Raw genomic sequence first — 14444 nt, 5'->3', positions numbered from 1 at the left:
TTTCCGTTGAGCGCGACCGGCGCGCCGCTTATGTTTGATCCCAGAAAGACGTTGCTGCTCGAAGCACGGACAACCGGATCAAGGAGACATCGGTGTCGAACACGGAAACCAGCGCAAGCGGAGCCGGTCGTGACGCGTACAGGCTGATCGGCGGAGCAGGGGAAGCGGCGCGCGCCGCGGGGCTCGTCAATGCCGAGTGGTACAAGTGCCCGGTGCCGCGCGCCACGATGAAAGCGCTCATGCAGCGCGGCGACGCCCGCGCCATGCGCGACACGTTAATCTGGTACGCGGCCATCGTCGCGAGCGGCGTGCTCGCATGGTTCGCGTGGCACGCCCATTCGCTGTGGGCGATTCCCGCGTTCTTCCTCTACGGCACGCTCTATTGCAGCCCCGCCGATTCGCGCTGGCACGAATGCGGACACGGCACGGCGTTCAAGACGCGCTGGATGAACACCGTGGTCTACCAGCTCGCCTCGTTCCAGGTGTTCCGCCGCCCGACCGTCACGCGCTGGACCCATGCGCGCCACCATACCGACACGCTCGTCGTCGGCCGCGACCCCGAGATCGCCGCGCCGCGCCCCACCGACTGGGCCGCGCTGCTGCTCAACGTTTTCGCGATCAAGCATGTGGCGGGCGAAGTGCCGAAGATCGTCGCGTGCGCGTTTGGCCGGATCGGTGCGGAAGAAAGGACCTATGTGCCCGCTTCCGAGTGGCCGAAGGTCGTGCGCGAAGCACGGCTCACGCTGCTCGTCTATGCGATGGTGATCGGCGCGTGCATCGCGCTGCGCTCGCCGCTGCCGCTCCTCTATATCGGTCTGCCGAGCCTGTACGGCGCGTGGCTCTATCTCTACTTCGGGCTCACACAGCACGCGGGGTTGCCCGAGAACGTGCTCGACCATCGCAAGAACTGCCGCACGGTCATGATGAATCCCGTGTTCCGCTTTCTCTACTGGAACATGAACTATCACGTCGAGCACCACATGTTTCCGATGGTGCCGTTCCACGCGTTGCCGCGACTGCATGAGGTCGTCAAGCCTGACATGCCGCCTTCATACAGCAGCACGATCGCGGCTTACGCGGAGATCTTGCCCGCGCTCGTACGCCAGACTCGCGATCCCTCACATCACGTGAAGCGGCCTGTGCCGGGCGCCGAGTGGAACGCATTCAAGCAGCCGGAAACGGTGTGAAAACCGGGGGAGACACAAGATGACGGCCACGGAACGAGTGATGGCGATCGTCGGGGCGGGCCATGTTGGCGGGCGCGCCGCCCAGACGTTGCGCGAAGCGGGGTGGCGCGGCCGCATTGCGCTGATCGGTTCGGAGCCGCATTTGCCGTATGAGCGCCCGCCGCTTTCCAAAGCACTCCTGACGGGTGAGCGCAGCCCCTCGCAATGCGGCCTGCGCTCGCCCGAAGCCTGGCGCGAGGATAACGTCGAGCACATCGTGGCGACTGTGCAGGCGATCGATCCCGTGGCGCGCGCGCTGCAACTGGGCGACGGCGCGACGCTCGCCTACGAGGCGCTGCTGCTGGCAACGGGCGGTCACGCGAGGCGGCTCACGATTCCGGGTGCGACGCTCGCGAATGTGCTGACCCTGCGCACGCTGGACGACGCAGCGGCAATCGGGCCTCGGCTTGCGGCGGGGTCGCGCATCGTCGTCGTGGGCGGCGGGTTCATCGGGCTCGAAGTTGCGGCCTCGGCCCGCGCGCGCGGCTGCGGCGTCACGCTTATCGAAGGTGGTGCGCGACTCATGGGCCGCGCCGTGCCCGCTGTGATCGCGGCGCGCGCTCATGCGCTGCATGAGCGCAATGGCGTTCGCGTGCTGCTGAACTGCGCGCCGCAGGCAATCGAGCGGCTGAGCGACGGCACGCTCGACATGCTGCTGGAAAACGGCGATACGCTGCGCGCCGATACGGTGATCGTCGGTATTGGCATCGAGCCTGCCGATGGGCTCGCACGTGCGGCCGGCATCGAAGTCGAGCGCGGGATAGTCGTGGACGAGGAACTCGCGACCTCCGTGCGCGGCATTTATGCCGCCGGTGACGTGGCGCTGTTTCCGAGCCGCTTCGGTTCGCATCGCATTCGCCAGGAGACCTGGCACAACGCGGAAACCCAGGCACGCGTAGCGGCGCAAAACATGCTCGGTGCTCACGACGCGTATCGCGAGTTGCCCTGGTTCTGGTCCGATCAGTACGATCACCAGTTGCAGGTTGCGGGCGAGCCGGCGCTTGGCGTGAGTTCGGTCGTGCGCCCCCTGGCTGGCGACGCGGAAATCCACTTCGAACTCGCTGGCGACCAACGCCTCGTTGGTGCGAGCGGATTCGGACCGGCCAGTGCGCTTGCCAAAGAAATGAAGCTGGCGCGCATGCTGGTGGAGCGCGGTGTGGCGATTGCGCCGGCGCAGTTGCCCGATGCGTTGGCCAACCCCGAGGTCAAGCTCAAGAGCCTGCTTTGATACAAAAAACGGAGACATGATGGCGCAACGACTGCTGGTGTTCCAGTCGCTCTGGTCGATGGAACGCCGCCACACCGATGGCTACGAGCGCACGCTCGAAGACAACGTGCGGATGATCGCCGAAGCGGGGTTCGACGGCGTGAGCGCGCATTGCACGAATCGCGAGGACGTAAAACGCCTCGCGGAACTACGCAAGACATACGGGCTGGCGGCGGAGGGCCAGTGCTTCCCTGCGACCGTGGACGACCTGCAGCCGGTGCTCGAGCTTGCCACCGAATTCGGTCTGCACCATGTCGACCTTCAACCCGACGTGCGCCCGCGCACGCAGCGCGAGGCGCTCGCGTTGCTGGACGGCTGGCAGCGCCTGGCCGACCAGGTGAACATACCCGTCTACATCGAAACGCATCGCGACCGCATGACGACGGACCTGTATTTCACGCTCGATCTGCTCGACGCGCGCCCCGACCTCAAGCTGCTCGGCGACATATCGCACTACCTCGTGGGGCGCGAATTCGCATGGCCGGTTTCGGAGGAGAATCACGCGCTCATGCATCGCATCCTCGACGCTTCCTGGGCGTTTCATGGCCGCGTGGCGAGCCGCGAGCAGGTGCAGATCGAGCTATCGTTCGCGCCGCACCGCAAATGGGTCGATCTCTTTCTCGACTGGTGGCGCTATGGCTTTCACTCGTGGCGCAAGCGTGCGGGCGCGGACGAGACGCTCGCGTTCACCTGCGAGCTGGGGCCGCAGCCTTACGCGATCATCGGTCCGGACGGCAACGACACGACCGACCGCTGGCGCGAATCGCTGCTCATGCGCGACTGGATTCGCGAGCTGTGGCTAGAGGTCGAAAAGGAATCTGCGCGCGAAAGCGCCGCAGCCTGAAACGGGAAAGTCAATTCCCGACACCCAGATACGGATTGCGTCGCACATTCGCCGAGCAGAAAATGCGGAACTCCACCGGCCCCGGAGGCGCGGGCGTTTCGAGCACGCCGCATGCGTTGAGCGCATGCTGCAGCGCTGAGATGACCTGGCCGTCCGGGTCCTGGTCGATGGCGATATCCATCGTCCCCTGCTCGATGTACTGGCGGTGCAGGTCGAGCATTTCGTGGCCTGCCCATACGATTTTTCCCACCGCGCCCACCTTGCGCAACGCGGCCTCGATGCCCGCCGACGCATAGCCGCTGTTGTAGATGCCGACCACGCCGCCGCGTTTGAGCGACTTGAGCACCGCGCGATGGCATTGGTCCACGTCGTCGAGCGTTTCCACCGCTTCCTCGTCGCAAACGAGGTGCGGAAACGATTCGGCCAATTGCTCGCGGCACCCGCTGATCCGCTCGATATGCGCGTGATAGTCCTTGCGCGAGCAGATCAGCAGCACGCGGCCCGGCGCTTTCGCAAGGCGCCCGACGAAATAGCCCGCCGTGCGTCCCGCAAGCCGGTTGTCGATGCCCGCGTAATGCACGCGCTCGACCGCATCGATATCGGTGACCATCGTCACCACGGCCTCGCCCTGGGCGATCACGGTGCGCAGCGCGTCGCGCACTTCCGCCGTATCGTGCGTCGTGACGATCAGGCCCGCGCGTTTGTAATTCGGCTTCAGGATGGCGCGGGTAATCACGGTGTCGTCGGCTTCGGGCAGGAACTGCCGGTGCAACACGATGCGCCGGTCGAGCATTTGCATGGAGCGTTCAAGGCCCTGCGTCAGCCGCTGGAAAAACGGCGTGTTGTTTTGCGGCAGCAAAACGTCGATATGCACGAGCCCGTGATGCGTTTCGGGTAACACACGCGGCACGCCGAGCTGGCGCGCGGCCGCGACGACGCGCGCGCGCATCGCGGCGGACACGCTGCCGCGCTCGTTGAGCACACGGTCGACCGTGGCGGGGCTCACGCCCGCGGCTTCGGCAATCTCCACGAAACGCGCCGTGCGCTTGCGGCGCGGCGAAGCGGTGTCCGTCATGGGGCGTCTCCATCTGTTTTGTTTTCCTGCCGGCATTTGAAAACTCGCGCGCGGCGTTGTGGCATTGCAGCACGAAGTGCAGTTTTTTGCCGCGCTGCCGCTGACGAAAAATCATCAATCTTTTCGTTGAGGCGCGTCAATGGGTCGCCTACCTTTTCTACATCGCGCAGGCAGATGAAGAAACCAACAGCTTGGCAATCGACAGGAGACAACGATGCGAGACGTGCAGCAGTTTTCCCTCAACCGCATGAGCGCGCCGAAGCTCGGCTTTCCCGAGTATGTGGGGCTGTGCCAGCGACTGGGCATCGATGCGATTGAGATCCGCAACGATCTGCCGGGCATTGAAATGACCGATGGCACGCCCGCCGCGCAAATCAAGGCGGCATGTGAGGCGGGCGGGCTCACCATTCTCTCGATCAACGCGCTGCAGCGCTTCGAGCAATTCGATGCGACGCGCATGAGCGAAGCCGTTGCGCTCGCACGCTATGCCGCCGATTGCGACGCGAAGGCGCTCGTTCTGTGCCCCACCAATTCGCTGCTCGACAAACGCACGCCGGGCGAGCGTCATGCCGATCTCGTGGCCGCGCTCACGCAACTCAAGCCGGTTCTCGAAGACCACGGCCTCCTTGGACTCGTGGAAACGCTCGGCTTCGAAGAGTGCGCGCTGCGCCGCAAGTCCGACGCGGTAAAGGGCATTTATGACGCGGCAGGCGAGCGTCATTTCAAACTCGTGCACGACACCTTTCATCATCACCTTGCGGGCGAAGACATCTTCTATCCCGATCTCACCGGCCTCGTGCACATCTCGGGCGTGGAGATAAACACGCTGAAAGTCGACGAGATGCGCGACGGCCATCGCGTGCTCGTGGGCCGCGACGACCGCCTCGGCAACGTGCGTCAGCTTGCGGTGCTGCGTGCGCGTGGCTATCGCGGTTACGCCTCGTACGAACCGTTCGCCGATGAAATCGCACAGGCCAGCGATATCGAACAGCGCCTCGCGGCGAGCATGAGCCATATCCGCGAAGCACTCGAAGCCGCGAGCTTGCGCGAGGCCGCTTAAGGCTGATTCGCGGTTTATCTGCACCACCCCGCAGTACCGAAGTCGTCACTGACCGTGCGCAGTTGACCCTGCCTCGCACGGCAGCAGAGGTTTTGCGCGCCGGAAAAAGCGCTCGGCCATTAACCAGCGCGCGAAACCGACAAACATACGGAGACAGCCATGAACATCCTCACCCGCTCGCTGCTCGCGTTCGCGCTGGCAGCCGCCATCCCCCTTTCAGCTTCGGCCAACTCGACGATAGGCGTGACCATGGCGCACTTCGACGACAACTTCCTTACCACCGTGCGCGAGTCCATGGCCGCGGAAGGAAAGGCGAAGAACGTGACCCTCGACTTCGAAGACGCGCAAGGCGACGTGGGCCGCCAGGTGAGTCAGGTCGAAGCGTTCGTCGCGCAGCATGTGGCGGCCATTATCGTGAACCCGGCCGATGCGTCCGCAACGAAACGCATGACCAACGCCGCGCGCAAGGGTGGCATTCCGATCGTGTACGTCAACCGCAAGCCCGACGAGCCGATGGGCAACGGCGCGTATTTCGTGGGGTCGGACAGTCTCGTAGCGGGCCATCTGCAAATGGAGTACCTCGCGAAAAAGCTGGGCGGGCACGGCAATATCGCGGTCATGCTCGGCGAACTCTCGACCGACGCCACGCGCGACCGCACACGCGGCGTGAAGGACATCCTCTCGAAGAATCCGGGCATTCATATCGTCGCGGAGCAGACGGCGAATTTCGACCGCAGCCAGGCGATCAATCTGATGAGCCAGTGGCTCAGCGCGGGCAAGAAGTTCGACGCCATCGCCGCCAACAACGACGAGATGGCGCTCGGTGCGCTGATCGCGATGCGCCAGGCCGGGGTCTCGCCGAAGACGGTGCTGGTGGGCGGCGTCGACGCCACGAAGGACGCCTTGTTTGCGATGTCGAAGGGCGACCTCGCCGTGACCGTGTTTCAGGACGGCAAGGGCCAGGGCAAGGCCGCCGTCGACATGGCAGCGAAGGTCGCCGGCGGCGACAAGAGCGTGCAGAGCGAAGCGTGGATTTCCTATCAGCTTGTGACGCCTGATAACTACAAGGGCTTCGTGAACCGCTAAGCCGCGCTCGCTCCGGGCAGTTTGTCTTCTCAAGCAGTTTTCCAGGCGAGAGCGATCATGCCAGATTCGACTATCGCAGCACCGGCGGCGCACGCAACGCAGGCCGCCTTCTTCGTCCCGCTACTTGCGGCGCAGCACGTCCGCAAGGCATTTCCCGGCGTGATTGCGCTCCATGATGTTTCCATCGACATCCATGCGGGACGCGTTCATGCCTTGATGGGCGAGAACGGCGCGGGCAAGTCCACGATGATGAAGATCATCGCAGGCGTGTATGCGCCCGATGGCGGAACGTTGCGCTTCAAAGGCGAGCCCGTCACGCTGAAGTCGCCGCGCGACGCGCTCGACCGCGGCATTGCCATGATTCACCAGGAGCTGAACCTGCTGCCCGACATGACGGTGGCGGAAAACATCTGGATACGGCGCGAGCCGCGCAACCGCATTGGCCTGGTCAACCACGGCGCACTGAACCGGCGCACGCGCGAACTGTTCCAGCAGCTTGGCATCGAGATCGATCCGGAAATACAGTTAGGCAAGCTGAGCATTGCGAACCGGCAGATGGTGGAGATCGCGAAAGCCGTGTCGTTCGACTCCGACCTGCTGATCATGGACGAGCCGACTTCGGCGATCACGGACAAGGAAGTCGAGCACCTCTTTCGCATCATTGCGCAGCTGAAAGCACGCGGCAAGGCGATCATCTACATCACCCACAAGATGGACGAGGTGTTCCAGATCGCGGACGACATTTCGATCTTCCGCGACGGACACCATATCGTCACGCGCGCCGCGTGCGAATTCGACAAGCCGTCGCTGATCGCCGCGATGGTCGGGCGCGAACTGACGCAAGTGTTCCCGAAGGAGACGGTGCCGATTGGCGAAGTGGCGCTTTCGGTGCGCCATCTCGGCCGGCGCGGTGCTTTTGCGAATGTGAGTTTCGACGTGCGCTACGGCGAGATTCTCGGCGTGGCGGGGCTAATGGGCTCGGGCCGCACCGAGGTCATGGAATCGATCTTCGGCATGTACCCCGCAGATGAAGGCGAATTGCTGTTCGACGGTAAGGCAAAAGCAATCCGCTCGCCGGCAGACGCCATTCGCGCCGGCGTGGCGTTCCTGACCGAGGACCGCAAGGGCACGGGACTCTTCATGCAGCTTTCCGTGGGCGAAAACATGCAGATTTCATCGCTCAAGCGGCATTGCGCGTTTGGCTTCGTACGGCAGCAGCGCATGGACGAAGAGTGCGCGCGGATGTGCCGAAGCCTGAAAGTGAAAACGCCGGGACTCGCGCAGATCATCGAAAACCTGAGTGGCGGAAATCAGCAAAAGGTGCTGCTCGCCAGGTGGCTGCTCAATCAACCCAGGCTGCTGATTCTCGATGAGCCCACGCGCGGCGTGGACGTGGGCGCCAAAGCCGAGATTCACGCGCTCATCACGCAGCTTGCGCGCAGCGGCGCCGCAATCATCATGATTTCGTCGGAGTTGCCTGAGGTGATCGGCATGAGCGACCGCGTGGTGGTCATGCACGAGCGCACGGTGAGCGGCATTCTTCCGCGCGAGCGCGCCACGCAGGAATTCATCATGACGCTCGCATCGGGCGAGCGGATCTGAATCCGGCACATCGGCAAATCGACAATTCGACGCAAGAGAAGGAGACGGACATGCGAGTATCAGCGATCAACGGCGCCGCCGACGCGGCGGCCGCAGCGCCCCGCAAGTGGCGCTTCCCCCAGGAAACCAGCATTCTCGTCGTGCTCGTAGCCATTGCGCTCGTGTTCGAGGCGCTGGGCTGGATCGAACGCGGCCAGTCGTTTCTCTACAACCCGCAAGGATTGCTGATCATGGTCCTGCGCGTTTCGGAGATCGGGCTCATCGCGGTGGGCGTCACGATGGTCATCATCGCGGGCGGCATCGACTTGTCGTCGGGTTCGCTCGTCGCGTTGTCGGCCATGGTCGCAGGGAGCTTCGCCCAGGCCGGCGGCTTTGGTGCGACCGTGTTTCCCGGCGTGGCCGATTTGCCGGTGTTCGTTCCCGTGCTGGCTGGCGTGCTCGTGGGCGGCGTGTGCGGACTCCTGAACGGTGCGCTGATCGTGCGCTCGAATGTGCCGCCGTTCATCGTCACGCTGGGCATGATGGTGTCGGCGCGCGGCCTGGCGCGCTATTACACGCACGGCCAGCCGATCTCCATGTTCACCGACGCCTATTCGGCCATCGGCTCGGGCGCGCGGCCCGTGGCGATCTTTCTCGTAGCCGCCCTGATCTTTCATGTCGTGCTGCGCTATACGCGCTTTGGCAAATGTCTCTATGCAATCGGGGGCAACGTGCAGGCCGCGCGCGTTTCGGGTATTGGCGTGGGGCGCAACCTGATCGCCGTCTATGCAATCGCGGGGCTGCTGAGCGGGCTGGCGGGCGTGGTGGTGTCGGCGCGCGCACAAACCAGCCAGTCAGGCATGGGCCTTTCGTACGAACTCGACGCGATTGCCGCAGCCGTGATTGGCGGCACGAGTCTCGCGGGCGGAGTGGGGCGCATTACCGGCACCGTGATCGGCGCGTTGATTTTGGGCGTGATTTCGAGCGGCTTCATTTTCCTCGGCATCGACTCCTATATTCAGGAAATTGTGAAAGGCGGAATCATCGTTGCCGCCGTGATCGCCGATCAATATCGCAAGCGCCGCGCGCGTTGAGAGCGTATTCGTAGTTCATTGACATCGCAGTAGAGGCCACGTCTGGAAGAGACATAACGGAGAACGTAATGATTGAGTTTGCTTTGTTCGGTGCGGGTCGAATCGGCAAGATTCACGCTTCAAATCTGGTTCGCCAGCCGGGCGTGCGATTGAAATACGTCGTGGACAGGCATGCGCCTTCCGCGCAGGCGCTCGCGCACGCGCACGGCGCGCAGGTAGCCAGCGTGGCGCAGGCGCTCGAAGATCAGGCCATTGGCGCGGTGGTGATCGCTTCGAGCACGAATACGCATGCGGATTTGATCGTCGCCGCCGCGAACGCGGGCAAAGCCGTGTTCTGCGAAAAGCCGGTCGATCTGACGGTCGCTCGCTCGCGAGAAAGCGCCGAGGCGGTGCGGCGCAATGGCGTGGTTTGCATGATCGGGTTTCAGCGGCGTTTCGATCCGACCTTTGCGGCGCTCAAGGCGCGCATCGAGCAGGGCGAAATCGGCGAACCGGAAATGCTCATCATCACGAGCCGCGATCCGGGCGCGCCGCCCGTGGACTACATCAAGAGTTCGGGCGGCATTTTCAAGGACATGCTGATTCACGACCTCGACGTGTTTCGCTGGATTCTCGGCGACGAAGCGCTGAGCCTGCACGCCACCGGCAGTTGCCTGACCGACCCGAAAGTGGCGGCGGCGGGCGATATCGATTCGACGGCCGTGACCATTCGCACGCGGCGCGGCCTGCTTTGCCAGATCAACACGTCGCGGCGCGCCGCGTATGGCTATGACCAGCGCTTCGAAGTGCTGGGCAGCATGGGCATGCTCCAGGCGGGCAACGTGCGCCCGACGCAGGTAAGTGCGTGGACGGCGGCAGCGGTTTCGACAGACGTGCCCGAGCCGTTCTTCCTCGAACGGTATCGCGAGGCGTATGCCGCGGAAATGGCGCACTTCGTGCAGGCGCTGACGAAGGGCACGCCGGTTCGTACGACGATCGAGGACGGCGTGAAGGCGCTTGAGTTGGCGGAACTCGCGACGTCGTCGTGGAAGACGGGCGCGGCGCTCGATGTCGCAGTGGAAGAGCAGCGCCAGTTGGCCACGGCGGCGTAGGGTGTCTCCAATCGGCTCGCCGGTGTCACCTCTGCTTCCGGCGGGGGCAGCGGTAAAGCAGTGCCTACGTGCTCCTGCGCGACGAACCATAAAAAAAGCCCACATGAAGTGGGCTTTTTGCGCTCAACAACAATCTTTACTTCGCCACCGGCATCGAAAACTCCGCACCCTTTTCGGTGCTTTCCGGCCAGCGCTGCATGATCGACTTCTGCTTCGTATAGAAGCGCACGCCTTCTTCGCCATACGCGTGCATGTCGCCAAAGAGGCTGCGCTTCCAGCCGCCAAAGCCGTGCCATGCCATCGGCACCGGAATCGGCACGTTGATGCCCACCATGCCCACTTCGATCTGGCGGCCGAACTCGCGCGCCACGTTGCCGTCGCGCGTGAAGCAGGCCACGCCGTTGCCGAACTCGTGGTCGTTGATCAGTTGCACCGCTTCGGCAAAGTCCTTGGCGCGCACGCAGGCGAGCACCGGCCCGAAGATCTCTTCCTTGTAGATGCGCATTTCCGGCGTGACGTTGTCGAACAGCGTGCCGCCGGTGAAGAAGCCATTCTCATGGCCGGGGACCTTCAGGCCGCGCCCGTCGACCACGAGCGTCGCGCCTTCTTCCACGCCGGTCGCGATATAGCCTTCGATGCGCTCGAGTGCCTGCTTCGTGACGATCGGGCCCATTTCCGCGTCGGCTTCCATGCCGTTCCTGATCTTCAGCGTGCGGGCGCGCTCGGCAAGGCGCGGCACGATCTTGTCGGCCACGTCGCCCACCAGCACGGCCACCGAAATCGCCATGCAGCGCTCGCCGGCCGACCCGTAGCCAGCGCCGATCAGCGCATCCACGGTTTGTTCGATATCGGCGTCGGGCATCACGACCATGTGGTTCTTCGCGCCGCCCAGCGCCTGCACGCGCTTGCCGTGCTTCGCGCCGGTCTCGTAGATATAGTTCGCGATCGGCGTGGAGCCCACGAAGCTCACGGCCTTCACGTCGCGGTGCGCGAGGAGGGCGTCGACCACGACCTTGTCGCCCTGCACGACGTTGAATACGCCGTCGGGCAGGCCGGCTTCCTTGAGCAGGCGCGCCATGAAGAGCGAAGGGGAAGGATCGCGCTCGCTAGGCTTGAGGATGAACGTGCAGCCCGCTGCGAGCGCCACCGGGAACATCCAGCACGGCACCATGCAAGGGAAGTTGAACGGCGTGATGCCGGCTACGACACCCAGCGGCTGGCGCACGGTCCAGTTGTCCATGCCCGTGGAAACCTGTTCGGTGTAGTCGCCCTTGAGCAGTTGCGGAATGCCGCAGGCAAATTCGATCACGTCGATGCCGCGCGCGACTTCGCCCTGCGCGTCGGAGAACACCTTGCCGTGCTCGGCCGTGATGATGGCCGCGAGTTCGTCCTTGTGGCGGTTCATCAGCTCGAGAAAACGCAGCATGACGCGCGCGCGGCGAATCGGCGGCGTGTCGCGCCAGGCCGGGAACGCGGCTTTCGCGCTCGCCACGGCGGCGTCCACATCGGCCACTTCGCCCAGCACGAGGCGGCGCGCGGCGGCGCCGGTCGCGGGGTTGAAGACCGCTTGCGTACGGTCGCCCGTGCCGCGTTCGGTCTTGCCGCCGATGAAGTGGATCACGTCTGCGGAATCGGTGTAAGCCTGCATGTCATCTCCTCGTCTGGTGAGTACGTGCCGTCAGTCTACGGAGACCGCGGGGCCCGGGAAAGGCTCTGTCGCTGAATTGATTGTTTTCAGTGGTGAACAATCGCTTGCGAAGTCTGTGAAAGATTGCCAGGCGGCATGCTAGTATCGGCGCAGGAATTACGAGCTTTTGGGGCGGACTTTCATTCATGGATACGCAGCGAGTCGAGGCACTCTGGACGCATCTGCACTGGCTCAATGTGCTTGCCACCCAGGGCAGCTATACCGCGGCGGCGGCGCGCCTCGGCGTGAGCAAGGCGGCCGTGAGCCAGCGCATTGCCGAACTGGAGCGGGTAGCGGGGGTGCCGCTTGTGCAGCGCACCACGCGCAGCGTGCGCTTCACGGAGGCAGGGTTGCGCCTCGTGGAAGACACGCGCGCGCAATTCGACAGTATCGCCGCGAGTTTTGCGAGCGTGCGCGAGATGGCCGATGTTGCGCGCGGCACCGTGCGCGTTACCGCGCCCGTGGCCTTCGCGCGCCAGCAACTGGTGCCGCGGCTAGCGCAGTTTTCGCGCGCGCATCCTGAAGTGCGCGTGCAACTGGAACTCTCCGACCGGCTCACCTCGATTGCGAGCGAAGGGTTCGATCTCGCGATCCGCCATAGCGCGCAGGTGCCCGAAACCCACGTGGCGTGGAAACTGTGCGACACGCGCTCGGTCATCGTCGCCACGCGCGCTTACCTCAAGCAGCGCGGCACGCCGCAAACGCCCGCCGATCTCGCGCAACACGACTGTCTGTTCTATCCGCGCGCGTTGGGTGCGGGGGTGTGGTCGTTCGAAAGAGCCGGCCGCCGCGCGGAAGGCGCGCGCGAGACAGTGACGGTGAACGGCCCGGTCTCGGCGAACAACAGCGAAGCGCTGCGCGATGCGGCGCTCGAGCATCTCGGCATCGCGCTGCTGCCCGACTTCAGCGCGCAGGCCGCGTTGCAGGCGGGCAAGCTCGTAGTGCTGTTGCCCAGCTGGCGTCCGGTGGGCGCGTTTGCTTCGCAATTGCACGTCGTGCGGCCGTATGGGGCGCAGGTGCCGCGTGCGGTCAAGCACTTCACGGAGTTTCTGCGGCAGACGTTCAAGGACGGCTTTCCATTGTCGTGACAAGTGTGCGACGCCGTGCCTGCGCCTTGCTGATGTGTTTTCGATAGATTTTTGGTATCCACGGCGCCCGGTGCCAACGTTATGCTTGAGTCAAACTGGAGGCAGACGCATGAATCAGCACGAGACATCTTCGGCGGATTTGGGGCAGCAATGGTACGCCGAACGCGAATGCTCGCTCGATGCATTTGTGAACCGGCTGCGAGACGACGGCAGCCCGTTGCGTTTTGCCAGCGATGTGCGGCAGCGCATTCCCGTGTACGACTGCCAGGCACTCCAGACCGTGCTCGACGACGCGGCGCAGCGCGCGCAGTTGCAGGCCGAGTGGGCGTACGTGCTGTGCGACGGCGCTGGCGTGCTCGTGCTTGAACGCGCTTACGCAAACACGCGGCCCGTGGACGAAGCGACCGCCGTGTTCGAATCGATCATTCGCGACGAGCGGGAGCAGGGCGCAAGCGGTGCAGACCATTTTGCCAAGGCAGGCGCGAACGACCGCATCTGGAATGCGCAACAGAAGCTCTGCCTGAAAGCGCCCGGCGTATTCGTCGATTACTTCGCAAACCTGCCGCTCATGGCCATTTGCGAGGCGTGGCTGGGACCGTGCTATCAGACGACCTCGCAGGTCAACGTCGTGCGTCCTGGCGGCGCGGCGCAGGAGGCGCACCGCGATTATCACCTGGGATTCCAGACGATCGAAGAGGCGCAACGCTATCCGGCGCACGTGCATCGCGTGTCGCCTTTCCTCACGCTCCAGGGGGCGGTGGCGCACAGCGATATGCCGGTCGAGAGCGGGCCGACGAAACTCCTGCCGTACTCACAACGCTATGCAGAGGGCTATCTTGCATGGCGGCGCGTCGATTTCCGTGAGTATTTCGAAGCGCATTGCGTACAGCTGCCGCTCGCAAAGGGCGACGCGCTGTTCTTCAATCCCGCGCTATTTCATGCGGCGGGTGCGAACCGCACGGCCGACGTGCAGCGCATGGCGAACCTGCTGCAGGTTTCGTCGGCTATGGGGCGCGCCATGGAGGCGCTCGACCGCACCAGCATGTGCGAAGCGGTTTATCCCGTGCTGCGCGAGCGCCGCCAGGGCGTTGCAGTCGATCTCGCGACCGTTGCGGCGATCGCGTCCTGCGCGGAGGGCTACCCGTTTCCCACGAATCTCGACCGCGACCCGCCCGTGGGCGGCCTCGCGCCAGAAAGCCAGCAGGCGCTCATGCTGCGCGCGCTGCGCGAGGACTGGGATCCGGGCAGATTCGCGCAGGCGTTGCGCGCGCAGGACGCGCGACGCGACCCGGCATAAGCACTGCGACGGTCTTATCGTGCACGGGTGTGTCTCGTGGCCGCTATC

At 64.3% G+C, this 14444-nt stretch carries 12 protein-coding genes; 10 read left to right on the top strand and 2 right to left on the bottom strand.

The genetic code is table 11. From position 1 onward, the window contains the following. Nucleotides 1–92 precede the first annotated feature (92 nt). The 3 genes from U5A65_RS00250 to U5A65_RS00240 are packed head-to-tail and all read left to right on the top strand — an operon-like array spanning nt 93 to nt 3337. A complete protein-coding gene (locus tag U5A65_RS00250) occupies nt 93–1187 on the top strand; it encodes a fatty acid desaturase family protein (protein WP_321945100.1) in 1095 nt (364 codons plus the stop codon). 19 nt (nt 1188–1206) lie between these two features. Further along, nucleotides 1207–2454: an NAD(P)/FAD-dependent oxidoreductase gene (locus tag U5A65_RS00245; RefSeq protein ID WP_321945099.1), complete on the top strand. Its 1248-nt coding sequence runs from the start codon at nt 1207–1209 to the stop codon at nt 2452–2454. 16 nt (nt 2455–2470) lie between these two features. Beyond that, entirely contained in the window at nt 2471–3337 is an 867-nt protein-coding gene (locus U5A65_RS00240) for a sugar phosphate isomerase/epimerase (RefSeq protein ID WP_321945098.1), read from the top strand. 10 nt (nt 3338–3347) lie between these two features. Here the strand turns inward: U5A65_RS00240 and U5A65_RS00235 are convergent, their stop codons facing one another. Further along, nucleotides 3348–4412 carry a LacI family DNA-binding transcriptional regulator gene (locus tag U5A65_RS00235; protein WP_321945097.1) on the bottom strand — a complete coding sequence of 355 codons (1065 nt, stop codon included), beginning with the start codon at nt 4410–4412 and terminating at the stop codon, nt 3348–3350. 214 nt (nt 4413–4626) lie between these two features. On the opposite strand from U5A65_RS00235, the gene U5A65_RS00230 reads away from it, so the two are divergent. From U5A65_RS00230 to iolG, 5 genes are all read left to right on the top strand, one after another. Next, nucleotides 4627–5472 (top strand): TIM barrel protein, encoded by an 846-nt coding sequence (locus U5A65_RS00230; protein ID WP_321945096.1) that lies wholly within the window; start codon nt 4627–4629, stop codon nt 5470–5472. Nucleotides 5473–5631: 159 nt separating this feature from the next. Further along, nucleotides 5632–6558, top strand: a complete 927-nt coding sequence (locus U5A65_RS00225) for a sugar ABC transporter substrate-binding protein (RefSeq protein ID WP_321945095.1) — start codon at nt 5632–5634, stop codon at nt 6556–6558. 57 nt (nt 6559–6615) lie between these two features. Beyond that, on the top strand, nt 6616–8160 hold the full coding sequence (locus tag U5A65_RS00220) for a sugar ABC transporter ATP-binding protein (protein WP_321936997.1): 1545 nt from the start codon (nt 6616–6618) through the stop codon (nt 8158–8160). Between the two features lie 50 nt (nt 8161–8210). Then, complete coding sequence (locus U5A65_RS00215; protein WP_321913308.1) at nt 8211–9233, top strand: ABC transporter permease; 1023 nt, start codon at nt 8211–8213, stop codon at nt 9231–9233. Between the two features lie 68 nt (nt 9234–9301). Further along, nucleotides 9302–10324: an inositol 2-dehydrogenase gene (gene iolG, locus U5A65_RS00210; protein ID WP_321945094.1), complete on the top strand. Its 1023-nt coding sequence runs from the start codon at nt 9302–9304 to the stop codon at nt 10322–10324. A 136-nt stretch (nt 10325–10460) separates the two neighbouring features. Here the strand turns inward: iolG and U5A65_RS00205 are convergent, their stop codons facing one another. Then, nucleotides 10461–11972 (bottom strand): CoA-acylating methylmalonate-semialdehyde dehydrogenase, encoded by a 1512-nt coding sequence (locus U5A65_RS00205; protein ID WP_321913310.1) that lies wholly within the window; start codon nt 11970–11972, stop codon nt 10461–10463. A gap of 185 nt (nt 11973–12157) precedes the next feature. On the opposite strand from U5A65_RS00205, the gene U5A65_RS00200 reads away from it, so the two are divergent. Further along, on the top strand, nt 12158–13099 hold the full coding sequence (locus U5A65_RS00200) for a LysR family transcriptional regulator (protein ID WP_321945093.1): 942 nt from the start codon (nt 12158–12160) through the stop codon (nt 13097–13099). Nucleotides 13100–13208: 109 nt separating this feature from the next. After that, the gene (locus tag U5A65_RS00195) at nt 13209–14396 is read left to right on the top strand and encodes a phytanoyl-CoA dioxygenase family protein (protein WP_321945092.1); all 1188 of its coding nucleotides are present in this window, start codon (nt 13209–13211) and stop codon (nt 14394–14396) included. Nucleotides 14397–14444 lie beyond the last annotated feature (48 nt).

It is taken from the genome of Paraburkholderia sp. J10-1, from assembly GCF_905220165.1.
Taxonomy (GTDB): Bacteria; Pseudomonadota; Gammaproteobacteria; order Burkholderiales; family Burkholderiaceae; genus Paraburkholderia.
This window is presented reverse-complemented; position numbering and strand designations above follow the sequence as displayed.

Coding starts and splice junctions, on each gene's coding strand:
- U5A65_RS00245 (WP_321945099.1), top strand. CDS start 1,207: ATGACGGCCACGGAACGAGTGATGGCGATCGTCGGGGCGGGCCATGTT.
- U5A65_RS00240 (WP_321945098.1), top strand. CDS start 2,471: ATGATGGCGCAACGACTGCTGGTGTTCCAGTCGCTCTGGTCGATGGAA.
- U5A65_RS00235 (WP_321945097.1), bottom strand. CDS start 4,412: ATGACGGACACCGCTTCGCCGCGCCGCAAGCGCACGGCGCGTTTCGTG.
- U5A65_RS00230 (WP_321945096.1), top strand. CDS start 4,627: ATGCGAGACGTGCAGCAGTTTTCCCTCAACCGCATGAGCGCGCCGAAG.
- U5A65_RS00225 (WP_321945095.1), top strand. CDS start 5,632: ATGAACATCCTCACCCGCTCGCTGCTCGCGTTCGCGCTGGCAGCCGCC.
- U5A65_RS00220 (WP_321936997.1), top strand. CDS start 6,616: ATGCCAGATTCGACTATCGCAGCACCGGCGGCGCACGCAACGCAGGCC.
- U5A65_RS00215 (WP_321913308.1), top strand. CDS start 8,211: ATGCGAGTATCAGCGATCAACGGCGCCGCCGACGCGGCGGCCGCAGCG.
- iolG (WP_321945094.1), top strand. CDS start 9,302: ATGATTGAGTTTGCTTTGTTCGGTGCGGGTCGAATCGGCAAGATTCAC.
- U5A65_RS00205 (WP_321913310.1), bottom strand. CDS start 11,972: ATGCAGGCTTACACCGATTCCGCAGACGTGATCCACTTCATCGGCGGC.
- U5A65_RS00200 (WP_321945093.1), top strand. CDS start 12,158: ATGGATACGCAGCGAGTCGAGGCACTCTGGACGCATCTGCACTGGCTC.
- U5A65_RS00195 (WP_321945092.1), top strand. CDS start 13,209: ATGAATCAGCACGAGACATCTTCGGCGGATTTGGGGCAGCAATGGTAC.